Consider the following 26536-nt stretch of genomic DNA (forward strand, 5'->3'; position numbering starts at 1 on the left):
TCCTCCTACCATGTTTTGTCATAGCTATCCTGTGAACCTGTTATATCTCTTCCGTAGGCAACTGTGAACGCAAGCCTAACAGTGTCGCCGTCGGTGAAGTTCACCTTGCCCATGCCGTATGCAGGCATATTGCCGTTTACAGTGTACACCCAGCCTGAGCCGTAGGTGTAGTCAAATTCTCCAAGGCTGTCGGCATACTGTGTGTTGCTGTCTGCAATGCCATCATTTTTTATAAGCTCCGCAAGCTCGCTGTTTACTGCTCCACCTGAAAACGCACCGCTTTTGTGTATTCGGCTTAGATATCTCTGATCGCCCTTGCCTGTAAAGTCACCTGTGAAGCCGTTTTGCTGAAGAAAACGCTCTATAACGTCAACGCCTGTGTCCCCCTCGTATATTGCCACCTCAGAGCCTGCGGCAAGCTGTCCAAGCCCTATGGTATCAGCGTCAAAGCTCATTGTTATAACGCCTGTCTGCTCGCCCTTTTGTGCGCTGACAGAATTTATGGTATAGGCATGATCCGCATATCTGCCCTCTGGGTCATACACCCTTATTTCAAGAAGATTTGCCCCGCCTGAAAGCTGGAGATAATAGGCTGAGTTCCTGTCCTGTGCGATACACTCAACAGAAAACCCATTGAGCCAGACCTCGGTCTTGTCGGCATATATCCTTCCGCCCTGATAGTCCTGTGCGTTAAATCTTAGGGTGAAGCCCGAGCCTTTCACTGTCTGTCCGTTGGTGACGTTTATATACGTTATCTCAGGTCTTGTGGTATCGTCAGCAATGGGTACATAGGTGACAGTGAAATATCTGTCTATATTTTTGTCACCGTCTTTTGCATAAAGCCTTATACGGTTATCACCGCTTTGGAGGGTGCAGGTATAATTATCTCTGCCCGAAAGCTTTTTGCCGTTTAGAATAACGCTTAGCTTTGCACTGCCGCTTTGACCTTTCATTCTCGCATAGAAGCTAAAATCGGCGTCATTTACAGTGCGGTCATAAAGGTTGGTATCGATGGAAAACTCCGCAGGAGTGTATTTTATCTTAAAGCTTTTTTCAGCCTTTGAGCCGTCCTTTTCCGCAGAGAGAGTTATAGTATTCTCGCCCTCAGAAAGCTGTGCGGTAAAAGTTTCACCACCGGAAAGCTTTTCACCGTTGACTTTAACCGTCATAGGTATTTTATCACTGCCGTAAAAAGCTGTGGCTGAAAATGTTATGCTTTCTGTGTCAGTATCCTTATCCGCAAGGTCGGTATCAAAGGTTATCTCCTTTTTGTCAAAATAAACTGTATAGTCCTTATAAGCCCTTTTCACCTGACCGCTTTTGTCGGTATAAGTGCAGGCAACACGGATAGTGTTTTTTCCTGCGTGAAGGGTAACGCTGCCCGAAAACTGATTTACAACGCTGTCGTTCACAGTGACCTGAACTTTTTGCACTGTGAGAGCCTTGTTTTTATGTGTTATTGTGAACTTATAAAGTGGCTTTTTTACACGCTCGCCCTCTTTTATAGAGGTGGTGAAATATTCTGTGTCAGTGTTCTTTGTAACAGTTTCGGTCTTGCTGTCAGGCTTTTTCTTTACCTCGTCAGATTTATTTTCACCTTGGGCATTTATGGTAACATTCGTGTTCTCGCCATTTACTGTCGGGGAATTTCCGTCGATTTTGTCAGCCTGCGGAGAGCTTTCTGTTGTATCTGTATTGCTGTCGCTACTATCAGTGTTATCACTGTCATCTGCCTGTGAGCTGTCCATATCTGAGCTTTCGTCCTTTGGCTGAGAGCTTGTTTCATAGCCCTCTCCGCCCTGTCCGTCCTCCTCCGCAAGGCTTTCAGACAGTGCTGAAAACGGATTTTCAGGGGTCTTATAACTGCTCATATTATAAAAACGCATACACAAAAAAGCCGCTGCGATAAAAAACGCCGCTGCTGACAGCATTATTATTTGCCTGTTTTTTTGTGTATGCTTTTTCATAATATTCTCACTTTTCATATCACAGAAAATGCCCGCCCCCTGAAAATAGAGGGCGAGTATCCTGCAAAATAACTTATATCTTAATTGTCTTAATTTTTTACTTTCTCTTTCTTGAAACTGTAAGAGCTCCGCTGATAAGAAGTGCAAGACCTGCTACGCAAACGCCTGCTGTCGCACCTGTGTTAGGGTTAGCCGCACCTGCGTTATTTGCTGTCTTTGATGAGCTGTCAGCCGCCTTTGATGTGTCAGCACTGCTTACTGACTCTGTGGCTGATGAAGTGGCAGAAGATGTATCCTCAGAGTTTGCAGAAGATACTGTGCTTTCGGAAGATACGTCAGATGAGCTTACAGAGCTTTCTGCTTCTGATGAAGAGCTTGGTGTCTTGAGTTCTTCAAGCTTTTCCTCTGCGGCCGTAAGAGCGTCAACATTGCCTACATATTCCTTAAGGTCGCCAAGAGCGTCATAAGCGACTCTTGCTGCCTTGATGTCATTCTCGCTGTCAAGTGTTATCTCGCCAAGATCACTGATAAGCTTCTCAACAGCCTTTACGCTGTCATAATCCTCTGCTGCAAGAACTGTTACGTTGATAGTTGTTTCAACAGGTGAAACGGCAACGCCTGTTGTGTTTGCAGCACCCTCTTTTGTCTTATCTCTGTACATACCATACTTGTATGTAACAGTAACGAAATCATCGTCTGCTGTAAGAGCTGTATCGTCGATAGTCACATAATCTGTAACGTCTTTCTTCACACCGTTTTTGAGAACTGCGTAAACCTTCAAGTCGGAAGCGTCATAAGCTTCGCCCTCTTTGCATACGGTCTTAGCATTCTCGGTCACAAGCTTTTCCACCTCTGAGCCGACAGCCATTATGTAGCCTGAATCGTTCTTGAAGTAGATAGTGCCGTTTTCGTCTGCAACAAGGTCAGCTATAGCATACTGTGCCTGAGCACCCGTTGGTGTGAAAAGTGACGGAGCTGTTTTCTTTCCGTTTACTATCTGAGCGTCAAGAACTTCTGTTACGCCCTTTTTATCCTTTACATAGCGGATAGCGCCTGCTGATGCGTTCTCTGAGAAGTAAACATAGTTATAGCCGTTCTCATTCACAACGCCAAGACCTGAGGTCTGTGGATAGCCCTTTGTTTCTGCCTTGTATGCTATCTCAAAGCTGTCAAGGTCGATAACTGCAATAGCACTGCCCTTATAGTCGCCCCAGCCTGAGCCGTTTACGCCAACATAAGCTCTGCCGTTAAGAACTGTAGGAGTTGATGTGCTTGCGCCACCAAGTGGAATGCTGTCAAGCTTTGTGAAATTGCCCTCATCGTCTATTGTTGCCTTATAGAAATAGCCGCCGTTAGATGTGAAATAATAAGCGTCTGTATCCTTATCGTAAGAAATAGTGCTTCTTACTCCTCCGCCTACTGTATACTCAGTATCTATAACGCTTCCTGAGTTTTTGTCAAGAGTAACTACTCTTGCAGGGTCGGTAGTGTTTGCCTTTGCATTTTCCATGCCGAGAACGACAAAATCATCAGTTGCATATGCGCCTGCCCAATAGAAACCGCTTTTGTTTGTGAATGTCCACTTTGGTGACTTCTCTTCATCTGTTGTGTCAGGATCTTCGTCCTTAACGTCTATGCAAACATACTGATCGTTTTTTCCTGAACCATCGTTGCAGAAGCCTGTGTAGATACAGCCGTCATTATAGTAGATAGGGCTTACAGACTGACCGCCAACGCTGTCCTTGTATACCCACAGCGACTCGAGGGTGTCAGCGTCAAATGCCTGAATTCCGCCGTTAAAGGCTGAGAATATCATGCCGTCTGCATAAGTAACAGGCTGGATAGCGTAGCTGTTTGTGCCTGCTCGCTGTCCAACAACTGAATCCACAACGCCCGTTTCCTTGTTCATTCTCATGAGCTTGTCGCCAGATGTATAAACGATATCATCTCCAACGATAGCCACAGGCGACGGACCATCGTTCCAGCTTTTTCCTACCTTAGTTGCCCAGTTAAGCACTGCGTTATCCGCACTGTCAGGGAGGACTGATGTTGTTACGTTGTTGTTTGTTCCGTCTGAAACAAATGCGCTTACACACACGCTCAGACTAAGAGCAGTCGCAAGAGCGAAGCTGGCTGTTCTCAAAATTTTCTTCTTCATTCTTTTCTGTCCTTTCGTTGATACACACTGTTCCGCCGTCAATGCACTTTTTATGAACACCCCGACCACAGCAAAAAATGCCTTTCCGCCGAAACGAAAAAGCATTCTATCCGCTTTACTGCCTGCACAGCGATAAAGCAGACCGTCATCTTCATCGCCCAAGACAGAAATAGTCAACGAAAACACAGCAGATACCTGACTTATGACAGCACACAAAAAGCCTGTCAAACACAGTAATGGCGGTTGTGCAGGATTTGGACCTGCTTCCCTGACGGCAAGGCTTTTGCCCTGACACGCTCTACTCAGCTAACAACTTTTCAAACTGTGCTTTCTTAATATTCACATCATGATAATTATACCATATCGCTATGGATTATTCAATAACCTTTTTACACCACTAATAAGTCCGATACAACGCCGTTTTTGTGGCATTTTCATAAACTCATAGACTGAAACTTTGTTGGATATAGTTTTAGACTATACCCTCAGTTTCTCCTCCAGCTCCGTGTCAGGCTTGACAGTGATAGTGTAGTTGTTTGTAAAAATAACCATGCCCGGCTTTGAGCCGTTTGGCTTTTTCACGTTTCTTATGAAAGTGTAGTCAACGTCCACCCTGGAGGAATTTCTTCCCTTTGAGTTGCAGGCGGCGATTATTGCCGCTTCCTCTATTGTCCTGTCAGGTGGCATTTCTCCGTCGCAGGTGACGATAACGTGGCTTCCTGTGATATCCTTGACGTGGAGCCAAAGGTCAGTTTTCTCTGCTTCCTTGCAGGTGAGGCGGTCGTTCTGTTTATTGTTCCTGCCTACCCTTATTTCATATCCGTCAGAAGAACGGTATTTTATAGGCGGCAGAGCCTTTGGAGGCTTGCCCTTGAACTTTGAGCGCTTTACATAGCCCTCCTGAAAAAGCTCCTCACGAAGCTCGGCTATATCTCCCTCCGTCTGCGCCCTCGTTAGAGAATCGAAAACAGAATCCAGATACTTGACCTCCTGCTCGCCCTCTGCAATAAGCACAGTGAGCTTTTTCTCTGCGGTGTCGAGCTTTCTGTACTCCTTATAATACTTCTGAGCGTTCTGTGTTGGCGTAAGCCTTTTGTCAAGTGGTATCTTCACTGTAGGGCAGTTCTCGTCATAAAAGTCCTGCACCTCGGCATACGCCATGCCCTTTTGGAGCGCATAGAGATTTGAAGTGATAAGGTCACCGTAAATACGGTATTTTTCCCTGTCCTTACACTCTTTAAGCTCCTCACGCTGATTTTGCACACGCCTTTGAGTTCTCTCGGAGGTGTTTATAAGAAGCTTGAAAAGGTCGTTGGCTTTCTGCTTTATTCTTGAAAGGGAGTCCCTCTCCGCATAGAAATAGTCCAGAAGAACACTTGGCGACTCAAAGCTTTTTGTCACCATGAGCGCACCATACTGCGTTATATCGCAGAAGCAGAAATCTTTGAGATTGCCCTCTTTTGTTTTCAGCACTGTGTAGACGTTAGTGCCCTCATTTATGCTGTCACGGACTTTCGAGAAATAAAACCACAGCCTGTCTGCAGTGTCTCCGCTTAGCTGTTGGGCTGTTATCTCAGCACCTCTTGCCGCAAAGAACACAGCTTCCCTTGCGAACACTGGCGAAATGCCCTCAAGCGTTTTCATTATTGCCTTTGAAAGCTCCGCCGTGGGATTTTCAGCTATCTTTGCCAAAAGCTCTTCCTTTGTGCAGTCAAGAAGATTCAGCCTTTGCTCTCTTGGGGGCAAAGTATACTGCGCACCGGGAAGAACCATTCTCACTGATGACATTTCCTGTCCCACACGCTTTATGCTGTCTATTATCCTGCCGTCCTCACGATAGAGGATAAGATTTGAACGCCTGCCCATTATCTCCGCCGCAAGTGTGAGATTCACCCTGTCGCCCATTTCGTTGGTGGCTTCAAAGTCAAAGAAAAGTATACGCTCAAAGCCGTCCTGCCTAATGGCAGTGAGTCTGCCCCCTGCAAGATGCTTTCTCATGAGCATACAGAACATAGGCGGTGTTTTCGGATTTTCTATATCCGCCGTTGTTATATGGACCCTTGCCGAGCCTGCACCTGTGCTGAACATAAGCTTCTGCGCACCCTCTTTAGTGCGGATAGTCATTATAAGCTCCTCTCGTGAAGGCTGGTGTATCTTATCCACCCTGCCGTCAATAAGAGGGTCAAATTCTTTTCTGAGCAAGCTCAGATAGATTCCGTCCAATGCCATTTTACTTACCTGCTTTTTATATTACTTCAACTATATCCCTGTTGCTTACGGCTATCTCTACTCTCAGATCACTGAACTTGTTTTTCAGCTCACCAGCGATAAACTCGCAGAAGATATTTTCCGTATAGAAATGACCTGCGTCTATAACAGAAACGCCCATATTCTCGCCGTCTATAAAAACGTCATGCTTTACGTCACCTGTCAAAAGCACCTGACAGCCTTTTTCTGCTGCATCAGCAAGGAACGAACCGCCTGAACCTGAGCACACTCCCACACGACTTATCTCACGCTCGCCGCCGCTGAAACGGACTACTCTACAGCCGAGAACGTCCTTTGCTCTCTGTGCAAGCTCACGGACATTCATGCCGTCACACTCGCAGACATATCCACAGCCAACGCCATGCTCCTCATGCAAAGCGCTCTCGGGTTTTAGACCCAACATTTTGCAAAGCACGTCATTCATTCCGCCCTCTGCGGAGTCGAAATTTGTGTGCATGGAAAGAGCGTTCTTTCCTCCTGCCGCAAGTATCACAGCAGGGTCGTTCGGCACGAGGGTCTTTAGTCCTCTGAAAATAACAGGGTGGTGGGTGAGAACAAGGTCAAAGTCACGCTGACAGGCTTCTCTTGCCACCTCTGCGGTGCAATCCAGTGCCACCAGCACACTCCTTACCTCTGCGGACATTTCTCCCACGTTAAGACCGCTGTTGTCATAGCCCTCCTGCAGGCGGTATGGGGCTAAATCCTCTATAAAACTATAAATATCATAAACTGTCGTCATTTTTGTCAGCTCCTTTTTGTGTGTCAAAGTCTGTCAAGCTCGCTCTGTGCAAGCTTAACAAGCCTTTCTCCCAGCTCCTTTTTGTCCTCGGACTTCATCATTCCGCTGCCTGCAACAAAAATTCTTTTTGCCTGCCTTGCGATATACTCTTTCCCCTCGCCCTCAGGCTTAACAAAGCCGAACTGCAAATATCTGTCATCACATTCATAAGACGGAGTTTTGCCTGTATACACCGCCTGCATGACAGAATATGCAAACTGACCCTCTGTGCAGGCAAGCTCTTTTTTCACCTCAAAGCCGTTGGCATAAAGCCACTTTCTAAGCACGTCCCATTTTGTCATAGGCTGTAAAACGAGGTTCACTCCGTTTTTCACCCACGGACATTTTTCAAGCAGTCTTGCAATAAGCTCACCGCCCATGCCCGCCATAACAACGTCCGTTATGCCCTCTGGGTGAACATTGTCAAGTCCGTCTGAAAGCACCGTTCCAATGCGGTCTGAAAGCCCCTCACGATTGATATGCTCCTCAGCCGACTTTAGCGGCATTGGTGCAACATCACAAGCCAGAGCCTTTTTGCACATATTTTCCTTTATCATAAAGCAGGGCAGATAGCCATGATCTGTCCCCACGTCGCATACAAAATCTCCCGTACAAAGCTTTGCACAGGTCACAAGTCTTTTATCCAAAGCTTTCCTCCAAAGAAAAAATCGCCGCTCGCCCCCTGAAAAGGCGGCTGGGCGGCGAAAATAGTTCCAAACGCTTATTCTGCAAAGTGCTTGTTGAGCTTTTCGAGCATTTCCTCAACAGGAACGCCATGAACAGCACAAGCCTCCTCAAGAGTTTCGCCTCTTGACGCTGGGCAGAACAGACAGTGCATACCCATTTCCATAAAGTATGGTGCTGTATTTTCATCAGCGTCCATTATATCGCCTATAATAGTATCCTTTGTAACTGTGAATGCCATTTTATATTCCTCCTATCATGATAGACCACGCACCGCAAACGCTTTGCGTTATACCTATATTATAACCAATCCTGCGAAAAAAAGCAAGTCTTTTTTATGGCAATACCTCACAAAGATCGTGCGTCAGATGCGTAGTCAAATTTTTTTGTCAGATTTTTGTGCGGTGTTGCCTTATATATTATAATGTATCTCCCTTATCAACATTTATAACAGCGTTGTATCTTCCGTCAAATTCTGTGAGCCGTTTTGATATTTTTGCTTTTACCTCGCTGTCTGAAAGTCTGAAATCAAAAGGCACTACCACGTCAAAGATAAGATTTTCACGGTTTTCTCCCTTTGTCATTCTGAAATCGTGTATGCTAAGGCATTGGTCGATAGACTTCACAACGTCTGTTACTATCTTTTTAGTTTCGATAGTTTGCTCGTCATGATCTGCCACCGGATCCATATGTATAGACACTGCGCAGTGATATTTTTCTTTCATGCTATCCTCAAGATCGTCTATAAGCTCATGAGCCGCCATAAAGTCCATTTCACATGGCACTTCAGCATGAAAGGAGATAACGGTATTCCCTACGCCATAATCATGTATGAGCAGATCATGGATACCGATTATCTCAGGAAAGCTCGTTGCGGTATCAACAATATCCTGAACGAACTCCTTATCGGGCTTTGAGCCGAGAAGCGGCGAAACGCTGTCCTTACAGGTCATGAAGCCTGAGCGGAAGATAAAGAGAGCAACGAGAACGCCCATATAGCCGTCTATGTTTATGCCCGTGAACGCAGAGAATACCATTGCAAGCATAACAGCTCCTGTTGCGGCGCAATCGGAAAGGCTGTCAGCGGCAGAGGCGAAAAGCGAGGTGGAGTTTATCTTCTTGCCAAGCTTTCTATAGAAATACCACATCCAAAGCTTCACAGCCACAGAGCAGCCAAGTATCACAAAGGTCATTACCGAGAAAGCAAGCTTATCGTGGGCAAAGATCTTTGAAAAAGAAGATTTTCCAAGCTCAATGCTCATCATCATTATAATAAACGAAATGACAAGACCTGAGATATACTCCATTCTGCCATGACCGAAAGGGTGATCTTCGTCTGCGGCTTTGGCTGCCATTTTAAATCCCACCAGCGACATTATAGACGAGCCTGCGTCGGACAAGTTATTGAAGGCGTCCGCCATAACGGACACAGCCCCTGACACAAATCCTGCAATAAGCTTACCGAGGAAAAGCATGATATTAAGGACTATACCAGTACATGAGCCTAGGTAGCCATATTTTTTTCGGACGTTTTTATCTTTCACGTTATCTCTGTCTTTTATAAATAATCTTATAAGAAGTGCTGACATATGAATATCCCCTTTTGTTTACCAAAGTAAACTTATAAGTTTATCTACTATTATAACACATAATATTACAAAATCAAGTGCAAATGCTTATTTATATGGATATTCGCCGCAGCAGGCAATATGCAGCCACTTATTTCTCATCTCAACCACATAATAAAATTTTCTTTTCACTATTGAAAAAATTTGTGCAGTGTGCTATAATAGTCATTGGCGTTAATCGTTTACATACGCAAAAAGGAAAGAGGTTATATAAAAAATGAGAAAATTCATATCAAGAGCTGCGGCTCTGCTGCTGGCAGGAGTTATGACAGCGGCTGTGGCAGGCTGCGGAAAAAACTCCGACAGCGAGGCAAAAGACACAGCAAAGAAGTGGACAGAGCTTGACCAGACACAGATAACAGAAGCCATGGGGCTTGGCTGGAACTTAGGCAATCAGCTTGAAGCTTCCAGCGGTGGGCTGCCAAGCGAAACTTGCTGGGGCAACCCTGAGATAACCAAAGAGCTTATCGACACTATAAAGGCGCAGGGCTTCAAGACAGTAAGAATACCTGTTTCTTATCTTGACATGATAGGCGACGGTCCTGACTACAAGATAGACACTGACTGGCTGGACAGAGTTCAGGAGGTCGTTGACTATGTTGTTAACAACGATATGTTCGCTATAGTTAATATGCATGGTGACGGATATTACACTGTTGACCACAGTTGGTTGCTTTGTGCTGAAGACGATGACAAGCAGACCGAAATAAAAGACAAGTACGGCAAGGTTTGGACTCAGATAGCAGACCGTTTCAAGGACTATGACCAGCACCTTATCTTCGAGTCCATGAATGAGGAATTCAACAACGATTACGGCAAGCCTGACGAAAAAGCATATGATAACATCAACGCATACAATCAGATATTTGTTGACTCAGTGAGAGCAACAGGTTCAAACAATGAAAAACGCTGGCTGCTTCTCCCTGGTTGGAACACCAATATCGAATACACAGCAGGAGATGATTACAATTTCAAGATACCGACCGACAAGGGCTGCAAGGCTGACGGCAAGCGTATCATGATATCAGTTCACTATTATGACCCATTCAATTTCACTATTGACGAGAACAAGACCGCAAAAACTCAGTGGGGCAAATATGCGGTAAAGAATTATGACAACTGGGGTCAGGAGGATTATGTTGACAGCCAAATGGCACTTCTTAACGAAAAGTTTGTAAGTCAGGGTTATCCTGTTGTTATCGGCGAATTTGGTGCACAGGACAAGACAGAAAAGTTTGCAGACTACAATGAGTTCAGACGCTACTGGTCTGAATATCTTATCAAGGCGGCAAAGAAAAACGGCGTTGTTTGTGTATACTGGGACAACGGCTACAACGGCAACAAGGGCTTTGGCATCATAAACAGATTTGACTACACTATCACACAGCCTGACCTTATCGCAGGCATGATGAGAGCCATAAACTCCACAGACGATTATGAGATCCCGTCACCGGCAGGCTACACAGAGGTCAGAAAGAGCGCAAAGGCTTCATAAGTTTTTCACACGCAAATATGCTGATACATTTGCAGGGGCGAACAGCGTTCGCCCGTTTGATCTGCATGATGAAATAATAAAAGCAGTACCTTTTTGGGTACTGCTTTTTGTTTGTGTCTTACGAAACGAGAGGGGACGAATTGCGGGCGAACGCTGTTCGCCCCTACTTTTTGCTATTCTATCACAAGTTCCTCTTTTGTGGAATCCGTTCCCTCGATATGGAAAGAATTGAGCACAGGCTCATCTTTGTTCATAAGTGAGAGTATCATATAGCTTGCGGTCTTGTCATAAGCAAGCCTTTTATCCTCATCAGAAGGACGAGAAGGTGACTCAGGGTGTGAGTGCCAGTTGCCCAGAGGAACAAGTCCCTCTGCCCTCATATCCTTGATAGCAGCAAGCTGCTCCTTAGGGTCAAGAGAAAAATGCTCGTTTGAGTGGTCTATGTTCGTGAGAAGATAGACCTTTTTTATTATCTTGTCACTGCCCTCTTTTACTCCGCCGATAAGACCGCAGGCTTCGTTCGGAAGCTCGCTTTCAGCGTGGTGCAGTATCTTTTCATAATCGCTTTTGCTTAGTTTTATCATAGATGTACACCGTCACATTCTGCCTGTTCATAGTCGATAAGCTCTGTGATAGTAGGGTGCTCGCCGCATACTGCACAGCCCTTTGTATCCTGAGGGAGCTTTACCTTTCTGAACTCCATTTTAAGTGCGTCATAAGTAAGCAGATAACCTGTGAGAAGGTCGCCGACACCAAGGATATACTTGATAGCTTCCATTGCCTGCAGGCTTCCTATAACACCACCCATTGCGCCGATAACGCCTGCCTGCTTGCAAGTAGGAACAGCGTCCTTCGGAGGTGGGTTCTTGAACACGCATCTATAGCATGGTCCCTGACCTGGAACATAGGTCATGAGCTGACCCTTAAATCTGATGATACCGGCGTGTGAAAATGGCTTTTTAGCCATTACGCAGGCGTCATTGATAAGAAACTTTGCAGGGAAATTATCAGTACCGTCGATAACGAAATCATAGTCCTTGATTATATCCATGATGTTCTCGCTGTCGATAAAGGTGCGGTATGTATTCACCTTAACGTCAGGATTGATAGCCTCCATTGTTTCCTTTGCGGAAAGAACCTTTGCCTTGCCAACGTCCTGAGTTGTGTGAATGATCTGTCTTTGCAGATTTGAGAGATCTACCTCGTCCGCGTCTGCAATGCCGATAGTGCCAACGCCTGCTGCGGCAAGATACATAGCGGCAGGTGCGCCAAGTCCGCCTGCGCCTATGATAAGAACCTTTGCGTTAAGAAGCTTTTTCTGTCCCTTTGCGCCAACCTCTTTAAGAATGATGTGGCGTGAGTAACGCTCAAGCTGTTCGTCTGTAAATGCCATTACTGTCCGCCTCCCATGAAGTAAAGAAATTCTACAACGTCGCCGTCTTTAAGAACTGTGCTTTCAAAAGCACCGCTCTCTACAAATTCGTCATTGATAGTTACTGTAACGTACTGTGGTGTTTCAACGTTCTCGTCGATAACGAGCTGTGCCACTGTAAGTCCCTCTGCAACGTCCTTTTTATTGCCTGCTACTGTTATAGTCATATCCATTTCTCCTTAATCTATTGAATTTATTGTTTCGGCAAGCTGTGCTTTCTTTACAGCTCCCGTAAGTCTTGCTTTTTCTGCTCCGTCCTTGAAGAACACAAGTGTCGGAACGCTTGTGACGTTATATTTCTGAGCGGTTTCCCCGTCAAAGTTGATATTGAGCTTCACAAGCTTTATGCCCTCAGGGTTCTCCTCCTCAGTTTCCGCAAGAAGCGGTGACATTCGCTTACATGGAACGCAGGAATCTGAATAGAAATCTGCGATAACAAGCTTTCCTGCCTCGTTTATCTCGCTCTCGAAAGTATCCTTATTTGCTCTTACTGACATTAATCTCCCACCTTTTGTACAATAAGGTCATAAGTGCCGTCCTCATTGTCAATGAGCTTCAATATCTTGTGACCCTCTTCCTTAATGCTTCTTGGAACGTTCTGAACAGGCTCGCCGTCATTCATTTTAATGGAAAGTATCTGTCCGTCGTCAAGCTCCTCAAGAGCTACCTTTGCCTTAACGAATGTTGTCGGGCAAACCACTGTGGTGATATCCACTGTATCGTCTATTTTAAAATCAGCCATTGTTATAAACCTCCAGTATAGTATTTGTAAATTTCTCTCTGCCCACTCTGTCGATAGTGAACTTGAATCTTTCGCCAGCTTTTGCGTTATCGTCAAAGAACTGTATAGCGGTATCGCAAATCTTCATAAGAGTTTCCTTATCCTCGATAAATGGGATAACAGTTTCGCCCTTGTTGATATGGTTGCCGAAAAGTCCGCCGAATGAAACTATATAGCCGTGGATAGTATCCCACGCTTCTGTAGGACAAGCCTTAAAGCAGCGTCCGCAGAAATTGCACTTCTCTTTGTCAAGGACTATCTTTCCGTCCTCCATTGTAAGCGCACCCTGACGGCAAGCCTTTACGCACACGCCACAGCCGATACAATCAGCTTCACGCCACTCGACCTTTATGCCGCCCTTGATACCAACGTCATTTTCTTCCGCTTTAAGGCAGTTGTTCTGACAGCCTGTGATGCCGAACTTGAACTTGTGAGGAAGCTCCCTTGCGAAATATCTTTCGTCAAGCTCCTTTGCAAGAGCGTATGTATCTATACAGCCGCTTGGACAGACCGCAGCTCCTTGACAAGCTGTGATAGTTCTTACTCTCGGTCCGCAAACGCCAGGCTCTGTGTCGCCCTTTGCAAGAGCCGCTTTTACCTCGTCGATATCGTCAAGCTTTATAAAAGGTATCTCAACGCTCTGACGTGATGTAAGATGAACATAGCCCTCGCCGTATTTATCTGACACCTCTGCAATAGTTGCAAGCTGTTTTGCCGTAAGGTTTCCGCCCACAACTCTAAGTCTAAGTGAAAAGTTATTCTTCTGCTTCTGGCGCATGAAACCGCCTTTTTTAAGTGTTGCGTAGTCAACTGCCATAGTAAATTCCTCCTAAAGTTTTTCTATGGACTGTTTAAAGTCCTCGATCAGATCCGATGCGTCCTCTATTCCGACGCTTATCCTGATTGTGTCGCCGAACACGCCTGCGTTTATCTTCTGCTCCTCACTTCCGTGAGCGTAGATCGTACTTGCAGGGTGTATGACCAGCGTTCTTGTATCTCCGATATTAGTTGCATTAGTTGCAAGCTTCAAGCCGTTTATAAGCTTGAAGGCTCTTTCCTTCGAGCCTGCTCTTATGGTGAGTATAGCACCGCCCTTGCCGCCAAGTTCTTCCTGACAAAGGTCATAGAACGGGCTGGCTTTCAGTGCAGGATAGTTCACTTCAATGCCCTCACAGCTTTCAAAAAACTCCGCAAGCTTCAAAGCGTTATGGCAACATCGCTCCATTCTAAGACCCAGTGTTTCAAGTCCCACGCTGTTCATGAACGCATTCATTGGAGCAAGACAGCCGCCCACGTTTCTCCATATGCCGTTTCTCAGCTTTGCGATATAAGCAAACTTCCCGAATTTCTTATATTCTGCCAGACCCTTGAATTTGTCATAATCCCATTTGAAGTTTCCGCTGTCGATTATAACGCCGCTTATGGAATTTCCTCCGCCGTTTATATACTTTGACGTGGAATGTACCACGATATCAGCACCGTAGTCAAATGGATTTATAAGATAAGGTGTAGCCGTTGTGCTGTCAAGAATAAACACTGCACCGTTTTCATGGGCAAGGTCAGCCACCGACTTTATATCAACTATTTCAAGATTAGGGTTTCCGATAAGCTCGGCAAAGACCGCTTTGGTCTTACTATTTATAATATGAGCTATTTCCTCTTTTGTAACGTGCTTTACGAACTTGGTCTTGATACCGAATGCCGCAAGGTCACCGAAAAGGTCGATAGTGCCGCCGAAAAGGCCTGCGCCGCATATTATCTCGTCCCCTGCTTCAAGAATGTTCAGAAGCGACATTGTAACAGCCGCCATGCCTGATGAACACGCCACTGCGCCAACACCTTTTTCAAGTGTATTCATTCGGTTCTCAAAAGCCGCCACTGTCGGGTTGCTTATTCTTGTGTAAGCATATCCCGGTGCTTTATTATTGAATACTTTTTCAAGCTGCTCAGCCGACTCCTGCGCAAAGGCACTCACCTGATATATGGGAGTGAGCGTTGAGCCTGTTGTTTTCTCAGGTTCAAATCCGCCATGGAGCAATTTTGTATTGAATTTCAAAGGAAACGCCCCCTGTTTTTCATTTTATTATATAACCGCATACCTGTCAAGGTGCGATGTTCTTTGTTACTGTAGATATTATACAACATAAATCATATAAAGTCAATAGGATTACTATAGATTTAACATTTCTTTTAAAATATGCCCTTATTTTTATGAAAACTCTTGACAGTTTGCTCAAAAAAGTATAAAATATATTATGTTGATAGGATTACTATGAATAATAGGACAAGTATAAAAAGCATGAGAAATGATAAGATTGTCATTTCTAGGGAGGTGCAGAAATGAAAATTTCAACAAAAGTAGAATGTGGCATAATTGCCATTGCAGACATTGCAATGAACTCAGAAAACGGCGAAACAGTGACAGTATACAGCGTGGCAGAAAGACGTGGACTTTCAGGAAAATATCTTGAGCAGGTGCTTACTTCTCTGAGGCAGGCAAGGCTCATAAAAGGCATAAAAGGCTCTAGGGGCGGATATATACTCAACAAAAAGCCGGAGAAGATAACACTCAAAGAAATAATCGACGCTCTCGACCCATCGGTGCTTGGAAGCGATGTTGCGGTAGTAAATGACGAAAACACAGAATTTGCACAGGTGCTTGACGATTATATATGGCTGAGATTAGAGAACAAGCTGAAAAGCTACACTGAGTCTATCACCCTCAGACAGCTCGTTGACTTCTATAATAAAAAGTCAGTAGAGAACGTTTCAGAGCCTATGTATTACATCTGATTGACAAAAGTCGGCTTTCATTTTATAATTAGGGACAGAGAGTGTATACTATATATAAAGGATGTGTTTTTTATGTATGACGTTATAATAATAGGCAGTGGTCCTGCGGGGCTTACTGCGGCGATATATGCAGGCAGAGCAATGCTTTCCGCACTGGTGTGCGAAAAGGACTACATGGGTACAGGTCAGATATCTGTTACAGACAGAGTTGAGAACTACCCGGGTCTTTACGGCATAAACGGCTATGACCTTGGAGAAAAGTTCAGAGAGCAGGCTGAAACTCTTGGTGCTGAGTTTTACGAGGGTGAGGCTGAAAGCTTTGAGAAAACAGCCGAGGGCTGGAAGGTCATATTCAAGGACGGCTCTGTAAAAGAAGGAAAAACTGTTATTTACACCGCAGGTACTTCATATCGCCATCTTGACGTGGCAGGCGGTGAGAAACAGCGCATTTCTTACTGCGCAGTGTGCGACGGCTTCTTCTATAAGGATAAAGTTGTGGCTGTTGTGGGCGGAGGAGATACTGCACTTGGTGACGCACTTTATCTTTCAAAGCTTGCAAAAACTGTTTACCTTATCCACAGACGTGACGAGTTCAGAGCAAATAAAGCTTTGCAGAAAAAGGTCGCTGAAACAGATAATATCGTGCCTGTTATGAGTGCAGTTATAAAAGAGGTAACAGGCGGCGAAAATGCAGAGGGCGTTACCTATACGCAAAACGGCGAGGAAAAGAACATTGCCGTGGACGGAGTGTTCTGCGCAATCGGAAGCGTGCCGAATACACAAGCTTTAGAGGGCGTTTGCGAGCTTGACGAAAGCGGATATGTGAAAGCTGGCGAGGACGGGATCACCACTGCAAAGGGTCTTTTTGTGGCAGGAGATGTCCGTACTACACCTCTAAGGCAGGTAATAACAGCAGCGGCAGACGGTGCAAACGCACTTTCTTCTGCGGAAAAATATATAATGGAGCTGTAAAAAGCGAAACAAAGCGGTGTTGGAGCGTAAAACTCTGCACCGCTTTTTCTATTCTATAGCGCAAAAAGGACGCTGTCACCAACGCCCCAAATTGCTTTTATATATTCACGCTTTCCTTTTCAAGCAGGCTGTCTATAAACCTCTGCACAGGCTCCGGAGTTTCATACTGGGAAGCCGTTACCGCACAGATGCTCCTTGGCGGTATCTGCTCTTTTGTGTTCACTCTGAAGATGTTCCCTGCCTCTATCTCCGCCTTGGTGGTGGCATACTGCATGAAACCTATGCCAAGATTGTTCTTTACCATCGGCATTACAAAGTTTATGGACGTAAGCTCGATATCAGGTCTTAACAGCAGGTTGTGCTGTCTGAATATATGGTCAAGATAGTTTCGGGTGGTGGTGGTGTTTTTAAGACAGATAAGAGGATATTTCACAAGCTCATGCAGGGATATCTCCTTGTCTTTAAGATAGGAAAAACCGTTTCCTGCGGCAACGATATCCTGAAGCTTCTTTATCACATTTATGTTAAGCCCCGTTTTGTCTGCAAACGGCGAGGTAACTACCGCCACGTCTATTAGATTTGCCCTCAACGCTTCTATAGCGTCAGGGGTGGACATACTGTCTATCTTTATCTGTATCTTCGGGTGTTCTCTGTGAAACTCTACTATTCGGTCGATAAGAAAGCTTTGCAGTGCCACCTCGCTTCCTCCAAGCCTTACTATCGCCCTGTCACGCTCGCTTATCAGCGCAAGTTCCTCCTCTGCCGAGAATATATGCTTGCAGGCTATGGATATATGCTTAAAGAGCATCTCTCCGCCCGTTGTCAGCTCTACACCCTTTTTTGACCGCACAAAAAGCTTGCACCCAAGCTCGTCCTCAAGATTTTTTACGCATCGGCTTATGCTCGGCTGCGACAAAAACAGATAGTTCGCCGCCATTGTTATGTTCTGGAACTTTGCCACATAATAGAATATCTTATAATGCTCGAAATTTATCTCTCTCATAAACCTTTCCTCTCTATCCATACACTATGAGTATGTTTACAATAGAAAATATCTATTTGACATATGCTTATGATTGTATTATAATATATTCGTAGACAAAAAGCAAGTCTTACATCACTGCGCCCATAGGGGGACGCATACAAAAAATAGTTTTATCATGATAAAATCAATGACGATTGCATTCAACCGCTGGGGGTAAACGGTGTAGACCTTATTATACCCTTATGAGGCTGGCATTCTTATTGGTTTTATTTTTTTGGAGGTGATAAAATGCTGGAGAGAATTTCCGAAAATCTTTCCGAGGCTATGCAAAACAAAGTAGCTTTCAGGATACCGATTTTCGGAGGCATACCCGTTCCTGTGTCCTGCGTGGTAACATGGATAATAATGGCGATACTTGTGATAGCTTCAATACTTCTCACAAGAAACCTTAAACTTATCCCTGACAGGAAACAGATGATGCTTGAATCATTCGTAGGCTTTCTCAGAGATTTCTTCAGAGAACAGCTGGGAGAAAAGGGTATGGCGTATTTTCCGTTCCTTGCAACTGTCATTATCTACATAGGCTTTGCGAACATCATCGGTCTGCTGGGCTTTACACCGCCTACAAAAGACTTGAATGTTACCGCAGGACTTGCGATCATGAGCATTGTGCTTGTGGAGGTTGCAGGAATAAGAGCAAAAGGAACAAAGGGCTGGCTGAAAAGCTTTGCCAAACCTGTGGCGATAATCGCTCCGCTGAATGTAATGGAGCTTGTTATCAGACCGCTGTCGCTTTGTATGCGACTTTTCGGAAACGTGCTTGCGTCTTATATCATCATGGAGCTTATCGACGCCGTTTGCCCGATAGTGATACCGCTGGCATTCTCGGCATACTTTGATATTTTCGACGGCTTCATTCAGGCATATGTTTTCGTGTTCCTCACGTCCCTGTTCATAAATGAAGCAATAGAGGACGACGACTAAGATAACAGAAATTCGGAGGTATGATCTATGTTAGTAGCAATCGGTGCGGCTGTAGCCGTTATTACAGGAATAGGAGCAGGTATCGGAATAGGTATCGCAACAGGAAAGGCAACAGAGTCTATCGCAAGACAGCCTGAGGCTAAAAAGGATATAAGAAGCTCACTGCTTCTCGGCTGCGCACTTGCAGAGGCAACAGCTATCTACGGCCTTATCGTAGCTATCCTTATCATCTTCTTCCTGAAGTAAGAGAATAAGCGTAGAAAAGTAAAAGAATAAAAACGGAGGTATATATCATGTTAGTAGCAATTGGTGCGGCTGTAGCCGTTATTACAGGTATAGGCGCAGGCATCGGAATAGGTCTTGCAACAGGAAAGGCAACAGAGTCTATCGCAAGACAGCCCGAAGCTAAAAAGGATATAAGAAGCTCGCTGCTTCTCGGCTGCGCACTTGCAGAGGCGACCGCTATTTACGGTCTTATCGTAGCTATCCTTATCATCTTCTTCCTGAAGTAATAAAACAAAACATCTTTATGAAAGGAGCATAGCTATGATAAGTCTTGATATAAGTTTGGTATGGGTAATAATAAATCTGCTGGTACTGTATCTGCTCCTTAAAAAGTTTCTTTTCAAGCCAGTGTGCAAAATGATGGACGAGAGGTCTGCAAAGATACAAAGCGACCTTGACGGTGCGGCACAGGCTAAGGCGGACGCTGAAAAAATGAAAACTGACTATGAAGCTGAGATAGCCGACGCACACAGTCAGGCTGTTGAGATAACAAACAAGGCTAAAGCACAGGCAGGCAGAGAATGCGACCTTATGCTTGAAAATGCAAGAGCCGAGTCTGCTAAGATAATGAAAGAAGCTGAAAAGTCCATTGCAAACGAAAAGGAAAAGGCTATGGACGACGCAAAATACCAGATCGCAGACCTTGCTATACTGGCGGCTGCTAAGGTCATTAAGAAAAATGTGGGAGGCGACTCCGACAGAGAAACTGTTGATGAATTTCTCTCCGAGGTAGGTGCTGCCAAATGATCTTTTATCCCGAGGAAGTCTGCGGCAGAGTGCTTTTTGAGCTTTCGCCAAAGGCTGAGAGCGTAAAGGCTTCAAGAGAGCTTTTTGAAAGCTGTGACGAGCTTAAGGACGCTCTTGCAAGCCCTGCTGTGGAAATAAAGGAAAAGGAGAAAGTTATAGACAGGCTTTTTCCTGAGGACATGAGAAACTTTCTCAAGGTCATGTGTCAGTGGGGTCACATGGATAACATCATGGACATTTTTGACGCATATGACGATGAAGTCCTCAAAAGCAAAAATATACTTAAAGCTGAGCTTTACTGCGTCTGCCCGCCTGAAAAGGCACAGACGGATAAAATAAAAGAAACGCTGAAAAAGAAATACGGCGTGAGCGATGTTCTGCTGGAAGTGAATACCGACGAAGCCCTCATGGGCGGCTATCGTCTTGAAGTGAACGGGGTCGAGTATGACAAGAGCGTTCAGGGTATGATAAAAGCTTTGCAGAACAGGATATCAGGGAGGTGAACGGCTTGGCAGGTTCAAGCAGAAGCGATATTATCTCGGTGCTTAAAAGTGAGATAGCTGACTTTGAGGCGAAAACTCAGGTCAACGAAACAGGCAGGATAATATCCATAAATGACGGTATCGTAAATATTTACGGTCTTAATCATGCAATGTATGGTGAGCTTGTTGAATTTGAAACAGGCGTTAAAGGAATAGTTCAGAATGTGGAAAGAAAAACTCTCGGCTGCGTTCTTCTTGGCTCTGACCATGGTCTTACGGAAGGTTCAAAGGTAGTCAGAACAAAGAAAAGGGCAGGTGTCGGCGTTGGCGAAAAGCTTTTGGGCAGAGTTGTTGACGCTCTGGGCGCTCCTATCGACGGCATGGGCGAGATAGAGTATGACGATTATTACCCTATCGAGCGTGAAGCCGCAGGCGTTTGCAACAGAAAGTCTGTTACAGTGCCTCTGGAAACAGGTATACTTTCTATCGACTCAATGTTCCCTATCGGCAGAGGTCAGCGTGAGCTTATCATAGGCGACCGTCAGACAGGTAAAACTTCCATTGCTCTTGATACCATTCTTAACCAAAAGGGCAAGGATATGATATGCGTATATGTGGCTATCGGACAAAAAGCTTCCACAGTCGCAAAGTTCGTTGAGGATCTTAAAAAGCATGGTGCTATGGATTACACCATAGTTGTAACAGCTATGGCCAGCGACCTTGCGCCTTTGCAGTACATATGCCCATACGCAGGCACAGCAATGGCTGAATATTTCATGGATAAGGGCAAGGACGTTCTTATAGTATACGATGACCTTTCAAAGCACGCAGTTGCATACAGAGCAATGAGCCTGCTTCTGAAACGTTCTCCGGGACGTGAGGCTTACCCTGGAGATGTATTCTATCTTCATTCAAGACTTCTGGAGCGTTCATGCAGACTTGACGACGCTCACGGCGGCGGTTCTATCACTGCCCTGCCTATAATCGAAACACAGGCAGGCGACGTTTCCGCATATATCCCTACAAACGTTATTTCTATCACAGACGGACAGATCTTCCTTGAAACAGAGCTGTTCTTCTCAGGCGTAAGACCTGCTGTAAACGTTGGTCTTTCAGTATCCCGTGTAGGCGGTGCGGCACAGACCAAGATAGTAAAGAAAGTATCAGGCAATCTGCGTATCGACCTTGCCCAGTTCAGAGAAATGGAAGTGTTCACACAGTTCAGCTCTGAGCTTGATAAGACAACGCAGGAGCTTCTCGACCATGGTCACAGGCTCGTTGAGATACTTAAACAGCCGCTCTATCACCCTTATTCAATGCACGAGGAGGTAATTATCCTCTGCTGTGCACAGCACAAGCTTTTGCTTGACGTGCCTGTTAAGGAGATAAGAAAATTCACTCTCGATATGCTTTCCTACTTTGAGGCAAATCACAGCGATATAATTGCCGAGATAAACGACAAAAAGGTCATGACAGACGAGCTTGACGCAAAGATAGTTGCTGCCGCAAAGGAATTTAAGCAGGGCAGATAAAGGCTCTGCACCGAAAGGAGGCATAAGGCATGGCAGGAATGAGAGAGATAAGAGAAAGGATCGCAAGCGTAAGCGAGATCATGAAGATCACAAACGCTATGTACCTTATCTCTTCCTCAAATCTGAAAAAAGCCAAGAAAAGGCTTGAAAACACCGAGCCTTACTTTGAAAAGCTCCAATCTACCATTCACCACATACTTCTTCACACACCTGAGTTCGAGCACAAGTATTTCGACCAGCGTGAGGAGAAAAAGCCTGAGGACAAAATGATAGGCTACATAGTGGTAACAGCCGACAAGGGTCTGGCAGGAGCTTATAACCACAACGTTTTAAAGCTTGCAGAGCAGGAAATGGCTAAGCACAAGAACACCTGCCTTTTCGTTGTGGGACAGATCGGAAGACATTATTTTTCAAGAAAGAACGTGACAATCGACGCCGAGTTCCTTTACACGGCTCAAAATCCTACCCTTTACAGGGCAAGGGCGATCGCCGAAACTGTCACGGATCTTTTTGAGAGAAAATATCTTGACGAGGTTTATGTTATTTACACCAAGATGATAAATTCCATGGATATGGAACCTGAGATGCTCAAGCTTTTTCCGCTGGAGCGTGAGGACTTTGAACACCCTCTGCAAAAGCAGGATCACGATATCGTGACGTTCAGACCAAGTCCTGAAAAGGTAATGGATCATCTTGTGCCGAACTACATGAAAGGTCTTATATTCGGCGTTTTGGTAGAGGCGTTCTCTAGTGAGCAGAATGCCAGAATGACCGCCATGAGCGGTGCTACCACAAGTGCTTCGGAGATGATAAAGGAGCTGTCATTGCAGTATAACCGAGCAAGACAGGCGGCTATCACACAGGAGATAACCGAGATCGTCAGCGGAGCAAATGCTCAAAAGGACGAGAGTTAAGGCTTTCGGGAAAGGTGTTGAGATTAAAATGGAAAAAGGAAAGATCGTTGAAATAATGGGACCTGTCGTTGACGTTGAATTTGAAAACGGCAAGCTACCTATGATAAAGGACGCTCTTACTGTACAGCTTGACGGCAAGACAAAGGTCATGGAAGTGGCTCAGCAGCTTGGCAACAACACTGTCAGAGCTATCATGCTTGCTTCAAGCGACGGACTTGAAAAGGATATGGAGGTCACTGCCACAGGCGCTTGCATAAAAGTTCCTGTAGGTGACGCTACCCTTGGAAGAATGTTCAATGTCCTTGGTGAGAGCATTGACGGCGGCGAGCCTGTCAAGGCTGATGATTATTGGGAGATACACAGAGAGCCGCCAAAATTTGAAGATCAGAAGCCTGCAACAGAGATCCTTGAAACAGGCATAAAGGTAATAGACCTTCTTGCGCCATATGCAAAGGGCGGTAAAATAGGTCTGTTCGGCGGTGCAGGCGTTGGTAAAACTGTGCTTATTCAGGAGCTTATCACAAACGTTGCCACAGAGCATGGCGGATATTCCATATTCACAGGCGTTGGAGAGCGTTCAAGAGAGGGCAACGACCTCTGGCACGAAATGACAGACTCAGGCGTTATCAAAAAGACAGCCCTAGTGTTCGGTCAGATGAACGAGCCTCCTGGATCAAGAATGAGAGTTGCTCAGACAGGACTTACAATGGCTGAGTATTTCAGAGATAAGGAACATCAGGACGTACTGCTTTTCATAGACAACATATTCAGATTCGTTCAGGCAGGCTCTGAGGTATCGGCACTCCTTGGCAGAATGCCGTCAGCCGTTGGTTATCAGCCTACCCTTGCAAACGAAATGGGCGCTTTGCAGGAGCGTATCGCTTCCACAAAGCAAGGCTCTATCACATCTGTTCAGGCTGTATACGTCCCTGCGGACGACCTGACAGACCCAGCCCCTGCTATCACGTTCTCACATCTTGACGCAACAACAGTGCTTTCAAGAAAGATAGTTGAACAGGGTATCTATCCTGCCGTTGACCCACTGGAGTCAACTTCAAGAATACTTGAGCCTGACGTAGTAGGTCAGGAGCATTACGAAGTTGCAAGAAAGACTCAGGAGCTTTTGCAGAAGTACAAGGAACTTCAGGATATCATTTCTATCCTGGGCATGGAGGAGCTTGACGACGCCGACAAGACGGCTGTTTACAGAGCAAGAAAGATACAGAAATTCCTTTCACAGCCTTTCCATGTTGCAGAGAACTTCACAGGCATAGAGGGCAAATATGTTCCTCTGAAAGAAACGATCAGAGGCTTCAAGAAGATCATCGACGGCGAAATGGACGAATATCCAGAGGCTGCATTCCTTAACGCAGGCACTATCGACGATGTTATCGAAAAGGCTAAACAGCTTGAAAACGAGTGATGACCCTCACCGAAAGGAGAAGCTGAAATGGTAAAGACATTCAAGCTTGAAATACTTGCCAGCGACCACATTTTCTATTCGGGAGAATGTGACGAGCTTATATTCCCGGGTCAGGACGGCTCTTTCGGAATACTGCCTAATCACCAGCCCATGATAACCTGTCTTAACGCAGGTGAGCTGCGTTACAGAACGGGCGACCAGTGGCACTATGCGGTGGTAAGCGATGGTTTTGTGGAGATAATGCCGTCATATGTGACGCTCCTTGCGGACACTGTGGAACGCCCTGAGGAGATAGATGAAAAGCGTGCCGAAGCCGCCAAGGAGAGAGCTGAGGAGAAGCTCAGGCAGAAGCAGAGCATTTCAGAATATTATCACACGCAGGCAGCTCTTAACAAGGCTGTGGCAAGGCTTAAAATATCAAGCAAGTATAACAAGCACAAGATAAATATTTAAGTTCACAAAAAGTTTACATTAAAAGCATAGCAGGCTCTTGACAAAAGGTCAAGGGTCTGTTATAATATTAGAGCATTCGTATCTAAAGACAGTTGGCAGCAGGAAGCTGCGGAAGTCCAGCCGAGGAAAGGAATAGCAAAGTAATTATGACTTTGTATCTCTTTTGTCTTGCGACGAAAGGGATTTTTCTTTTGTTAGTTTACGGTTTGCGTAAATTAGTTCAAAGAGGTGAAATTGAAATGCCAAGCGAAAAGACATTGTCCGCTAAGAAGGAAAGAGTTGCACAGCTCGTTGAAATGCTCAAGAACTCTGCTGCAGGCGTACTCGTTGATTACAAGGGTATCACTGTTGAAGAGGATACAAAGCTCAGAAAAGAGCTGAGAGAGGCTGGCGTAAGTTATTTCGTTGAGAAGAACACTATCCTGAGATTTGCTCTTAAGGAAGCTGGTCTTGACGGTATCACAAACGTACTCGAGGGTACAACAGCTATCGCTATCTCTAACGACGACCAGACAGCTCCTGCAAGAATACTCGGTAAGTTTGCTGAGGACTGCAAGGACGAAAAGTTCTTCCTCAAGGCTGGTTACATTGGTGAGGACGTTTACGATGAGGCAGGCGTTAAGGCTCTCTCGAAGATCCCTTCAAGAGAAACTCTGCTCGCACAGCTGGTTGGTTCCCTTCAGGGTCCTATCCAGAAGCTTGCCGCAACACTTCAGGCTGTTGTGGACAAGGACAACGAGGCTGCATAATTTATATGCTGCTTAACGAATGGGCTTTGACCCGAAAAATTATTTAATAAAAAGGAGATTTTTATCATGGCTTCAGAGAAGATTATGAATTTTGTAGAAGAGATCAAGAAACTTTCCGTTCTCGAGCTTTCAGAGCTTGTTGACGCTATCCAGGAAGAATTCGGTGTAACAGCAGCTGTTGCTGCTGCTCCAGCTGCTGGTGCTGCTGGCGCTGCTGCTGAGGAGAAGACAGAGTTCGACGTAGTTCTGACTTCATTCGGCGATGCTAAGATGGCTGTTATCAAGGCTGTTAAGGAGATCACAGGTCTTGGTCTTAAGGAGTCTAAGGAACTCGTTGAGAGTGCTCCTAAGGCTATCAAGGAAGGTGCTTCAAAGGCTGACGCTGAGGAGATCAAGACAAAGCTTGAGGCTGCTGGCGCTTCTGTTGAGCTCAAGTAATTCTGAGTTTACACAAATAATTAAAGGACTTCGTAATGAAGTCCTTTTTTTGTTGAAAAAATTCATAATGAGTGAAACTGTTCCACCTTGGGCAGCGGAGTGGTTTGAATTTTTTACAAGGTTGTGTAGATGTGCCGTGTGGTATGCTTTGATTTAGAATATCTAGCCTAACAGAACTGTTATACCGCCTGCCTGATTTGTCAATAGCGGAGCTTAAACATATACAAATAAGTATGTGATATGTATATTTATAAATAGACGAATTTTTTTTGAAAAAAAGCCTTGACAATAGAAAAAATAAATGCTATAATAATTAAGCTGAATGACACGGAACACAAACAAAACGAAAGAGTTCAGCGAAAAGAATAGCAAATGCGGCAGTGCTGGAATTGGCAGACAGGCACGTTTGAGGGGCGTGTGTCCTTGACGTACGGGTTCAAGTCCCGTTTGCCGCACCAAAGATTAGGTTCAAAGTTCGTAGGATATTTATTCTGCGAACTTTGTGCTAATATCTAAAAAAGAAGCAAACTTGCTTGATTGACCAAAGAGCATTAATGATTAATACCCTTTGGTCAGCCAAGCATACCG

The 26536-nt window shown here is 45.1% G+C and carries 29 protein-coding genes, 1 tRNA gene and 1 other annotated feature; of the genes, 15 read left to right on the plus strand and 15 right to left on the minus strand.

Features of this window, described 5'->3' with window-relative positions:
• Nucleotides 1-5: 5 nt before the first annotated feature.
• From RBI_RS09105 to RBI_RS09135, 7 genes are all read right to left on the minus strand, one after another.
• The gene (locus tag RBI_RS09105) at nucleotides 6-1967 is read right to left on the minus strand and encodes a DUF4430 domain-containing protein (protein ID WP_178086263.1); all 1962 of its coding nucleotides are present in this window, start codon (nucleotides 1965-1967) and stop codon (nucleotides 6-8) included.
• Nucleotides 1968-2064: 97 nt separating this feature from the next.
• Nucleotides 2065-4353 carry an NPXTG-anchored protein gene (locus RBI_RS09110; RefSeq protein ID WP_038672482.1) on the minus strand — a complete coding sequence of 763 codons (2289 nt, stop codon included), beginning with the start codon at nucleotides 4351-4353 and terminating at the stop codon, nucleotides 2065-2067.
• A gap of 249 nt (nucleotides 4354-4602) precedes the next feature.
• The gene (locus RBI_RS09115; protein WP_038672484.1) at nucleotides 4603-6354 is read right to left on the minus strand and encodes an Rqc2 family fibronectin-binding protein; all 1752 of its coding nucleotides are present in this window, start codon (nucleotides 6352-6354) and stop codon (nucleotides 4603-4605) included.
• Between the two features lie 16 nt (nucleotides 6355-6370).
• On the minus strand, nucleotides 6371-7132 hold the full coding sequence (locus tag RBI_RS09120) for a Nif3-like dinuclear metal center hexameric protein (protein ID WP_038672486.1): 762 nt from the start codon (nucleotides 7130-7132) through the stop codon (nucleotides 6371-6373).
• Nucleotides 7133-7155: 23 nt separating this feature from the next.
• Nucleotides 7156-7818 (minus strand): class I SAM-dependent methyltransferase, encoded by a 663-nt coding sequence (locus RBI_RS09125; RefSeq protein WP_051706720.1) that lies wholly within the window; start codon nucleotides 7816-7818, stop codon nucleotides 7156-7158.
• A gap of 74 nt (nucleotides 7819-7892) precedes the next feature.
• Nucleotides 7893-8096: a DUF1858 domain-containing protein gene (locus tag RBI_RS09130; protein WP_022288179.1), complete on the minus strand. Its 204-nt coding sequence runs from the start codon at nucleotides 8094-8096 to the stop codon at nucleotides 7893-7895.
• A gap of 178 nt (nucleotides 8097-8274) precedes the next feature.
• The gene (locus RBI_RS09135) at nucleotides 8275-9444 is read right to left on the minus strand and encodes a cation diffusion facilitator family transporter (protein ID WP_038672488.1); all 1170 of its coding nucleotides are present in this window, start codon (nucleotides 9442-9444) and stop codon (nucleotides 8275-8277) included.
• A gap of 256 nt (nucleotides 9445-9700) precedes the next feature.
• On the opposite strand from RBI_RS09135, the gene RBI_RS09140 reads away from it, so the two are divergent.
• The gene (locus tag RBI_RS09140; protein ID WP_081856010.1) at nucleotides 9701-10978 is read left to right on the plus strand and encodes a glycoside hydrolase family 5 protein; all 1278 of its coding nucleotides are present in this window, start codon (nucleotides 9701-9703) and stop codon (nucleotides 10976-10978) included.
• A gap of 173 nt (nucleotides 10979-11151) precedes the next feature.
• Here the strand turns inward: RBI_RS09140 and RBI_RS09145 are convergent, their stop codons facing one another.
• Genes RBI_RS09145 through RBI_RS09175 form a run of 7 tightly spaced genes read right to left on the minus strand, consistent with a single transcriptional unit; the run spans nucleotide 11152 to nucleotide 15247 of the window.
• Complete coding sequence (locus RBI_RS09145) at nucleotides 11152-11562, minus strand: M67 family metallopeptidase (protein ID WP_038672490.1); 411 nt, start codon at nucleotides 11560-11562, stop codon at nucleotides 11152-11154.
• A complete protein-coding gene (gene thiF, locus RBI_RS09150) occupies nucleotides 11559-12371 on the minus strand; it encodes a thiazole biosynthesis adenylyltransferase ThiF (protein WP_038672492.1) in 813 nt (270 codons plus the stop codon). Before thiF ends, RBI_RS09145 begins: the two co-directional genes overlap by 4 nt.
• A complete protein-coding gene (thiS, locus tag RBI_RS09155; protein ID WP_022288183.1) occupies nucleotides 12371-12577 on the minus strand; it encodes a sulfur carrier protein ThiS in 207 nt (68 codons plus the stop codon). Before thiS ends, thiF begins: the two co-directional genes overlap by 1 nt.
• 12 nt (nucleotides 12578-12589) lie before the next feature.
• The gene (locus tag RBI_RS09160; RefSeq protein ID WP_038672494.1) at nucleotides 12590-12907 is read right to left on the minus strand and encodes a thioredoxin family protein; all 318 of its coding nucleotides are present in this window, start codon (nucleotides 12905-12907) and stop codon (nucleotides 12590-12592) included.
• Nucleotides 12907-13152 carry a sulfurtransferase TusA family protein gene (locus RBI_RS09165; protein WP_022288185.1) on the minus strand — a complete coding sequence of 82 codons (246 nt, stop codon included), beginning with the start codon at nucleotides 13150-13152 and terminating at the stop codon, nucleotides 12907-12909. The genes RBI_RS09160 and RBI_RS09165 overlap by 1 nt, the downstream gene beginning before the upstream one ends.
• Nucleotides 13145-14008 (minus strand): 4Fe-4S binding protein, encoded by an 864-nt coding sequence (locus tag RBI_RS09170; RefSeq protein WP_038672496.1) that lies wholly within the window; start codon nucleotides 14006-14008, stop codon nucleotides 13145-13147. Before RBI_RS09170 ends, RBI_RS09165 begins: the two co-directional genes overlap by 8 nt.
• Nucleotides 14009-14020: 12 nt before the next feature.
• A complete protein-coding gene (locus RBI_RS09175) occupies nucleotides 14021-15247 on the minus strand; it encodes an O-acetylhomoserine aminocarboxypropyltransferase/cysteine synthase family protein (protein ID WP_038672498.1) in 1227 nt (408 codons plus the stop codon).
• A gap of 284 nt (nucleotides 15248-15531) precedes the next feature.
• On the opposite strand from RBI_RS09175, the gene RBI_RS09180 reads away from it, so the two are divergent.
• On the plus strand, nucleotides 15532-15984 hold the full coding sequence (locus RBI_RS09180) for an Rrf2 family transcriptional regulator (RefSeq protein ID WP_038672499.1): 453 nt from the start codon (nucleotides 15532-15534) through the stop codon (nucleotides 15982-15984).
• 72 nt (nucleotides 15985-16056) lie between these two features.
• On the plus strand, nucleotides 16057-16956 hold the full coding sequence (locus RBI_RS09185) for an NAD(P)/FAD-dependent oxidoreductase (protein WP_038672501.1): 900 nt from the start codon (nucleotides 16057-16059) through the stop codon (nucleotides 16954-16956).
• A gap of 97 nt (nucleotides 16957-17053) precedes the next feature.
• Here RBI_RS09185 and RBI_RS09190 read toward each other — a convergent pair whose 3' ends face one another.
• Nucleotides 17054-17959 (minus strand): LysR family transcriptional regulator, encoded by a 906-nt coding sequence (locus RBI_RS09190; RefSeq protein ID WP_022288190.1) that lies wholly within the window; start codon nucleotides 17957-17959, stop codon nucleotides 17054-17056.
• Nucleotides 17960-18229: 270 nt separating this feature from the next.
• On the opposite strand from RBI_RS09190, the gene RBI_RS09195 reads away from it, so the two are divergent.
• The 12 genes from RBI_RS09195 to RBI_RS09250 all read left to right on the plus strand — a co-directional run bounded on the left by RBI_RS09195 (nucleotide 18230) and on the right by RBI_RS09250 (nucleotide 26406).
• Entirely contained in the window at nucleotides 18230-18925 is a 696-nt protein-coding gene (locus tag RBI_RS09195) for a F0F1 ATP synthase subunit A (protein ID WP_022288191.1), read from the plus strand.
• Nucleotides 18926-18952: 27 nt separating this feature from the next.
• Nucleotides 18953-19171 carry an ATP synthase F0 subunit C gene (atpE, locus tag RBI_RS09200; protein ID WP_022288192.1) on the plus strand — a complete coding sequence of 73 codons (219 nt, stop codon included), beginning with the start codon at nucleotides 18953-18955 and terminating at the stop codon, nucleotides 19169-19171.
• 47 nt (nucleotides 19172-19218) lie between these two features.
• The gene (gene atpE / locus RBI_RS09205; RefSeq protein WP_022288193.1) at nucleotides 19219-19437 is read left to right on the plus strand and encodes an ATP synthase F0 subunit C; all 219 of its coding nucleotides are present in this window, start codon (nucleotides 19219-19221) and stop codon (nucleotides 19435-19437) included.
• 34 nt (nucleotides 19438-19471) lie between these two features.
• Complete coding sequence (gene atpF / locus RBI_RS09210) at nucleotides 19472-19957, plus strand: F0F1 ATP synthase subunit B (RefSeq protein WP_022288194.1); 486 nt, start codon at nucleotides 19472-19474, stop codon at nucleotides 19955-19957.
• On the plus strand, nucleotides 19954-20460 hold the full coding sequence (gene atpH / locus RBI_RS09215; RefSeq protein ID WP_038672505.1) for an ATP synthase F1 subunit delta: 507 nt from the start codon (nucleotides 19954-19956) through the stop codon (nucleotides 20458-20460). Before atpF ends, atpH begins: the two co-directional genes overlap by 4 nt.
• A gap of 5 nt (nucleotides 20461-20465) precedes the next feature.
• On the plus strand, nucleotides 20466-21971 hold the full coding sequence (gene atpA / locus RBI_RS09220; RefSeq protein ID WP_038672507.1) for a F0F1 ATP synthase subunit alpha: 1506 nt from the start codon (nucleotides 20466-20468) through the stop codon (nucleotides 21969-21971).
• A 29-nt stretch (nucleotides 21972-22000) separates the two neighbouring features.
• A complete protein-coding gene (atpG, locus tag RBI_RS09225) occupies nucleotides 22001-22885 on the plus strand; it encodes an ATP synthase F1 subunit gamma (RefSeq protein ID WP_038672510.1) in 885 nt (294 codons plus the stop codon).
• A gap of 28 nt (nucleotides 22886-22913) precedes the next feature.
• Complete coding sequence (gene atpD, locus RBI_RS09230) at nucleotides 22914-24308, plus strand: F0F1 ATP synthase subunit beta (protein WP_022288198.1); 1395 nt, start codon at nucleotides 22914-22916, stop codon at nucleotides 24306-24308.
• Between the two features lie 27 nt (nucleotides 24309-24335).
• Nucleotides 24336-24761, plus strand: coding sequence for a F0F1 ATP synthase subunit epsilon (locus tag RBI_RS09235; RefSeq protein ID WP_022288199.1), 426 nt, complete (start codon nucleotides 24336-24338; stop codon nucleotides 24759-24761).
• A gap of 64 nt (nucleotides 24762-24825) precedes the next feature.
• Nucleotides 24826-24959, plus strand: a sequence feature (ribosomal protein L10 leader region).
• Nucleotides 24960-25000: 41 nt separating this feature from the next.
• Nucleotides 25001-25510, plus strand: a complete 510-nt coding sequence (gene rplJ, locus RBI_RS09240) for a 50S ribosomal protein L10 (RefSeq protein ID WP_022288200.1) — start codon at nucleotides 25001-25003, stop codon at nucleotides 25508-25510.
• Nucleotides 25511-25576: 66 nt separating this feature from the next.
• The gene (gene rplL, locus RBI_RS09245) at nucleotides 25577-25948 is read left to right on the plus strand and encodes a 50S ribosomal protein L7/L12 (protein ID WP_022288201.1); all 372 of its coding nucleotides are present in this window, start codon (nucleotides 25577-25579) and stop codon (nucleotides 25946-25948) included.
• Nucleotides 25949-26322: 374 nt separating this feature from the next.
• Nucleotides 26323-26406: transfer RNA gene (locus RBI_RS09250), tRNA-Leu, on the plus strand.
• Nucleotides 26407-26536: the final 130 nt, after the last annotated feature.

It is taken from the genome of Ruminococcus bicirculans (ex Wegman et al. 2014), from assembly GCF_000723465.1.
In the GTDB taxonomy this organism is placed as follows: Bacteria; Bacillota; Clostridia; order Oscillospirales; family Ruminococcaceae; genus Hominimerdicola; species Hominimerdicola aceti.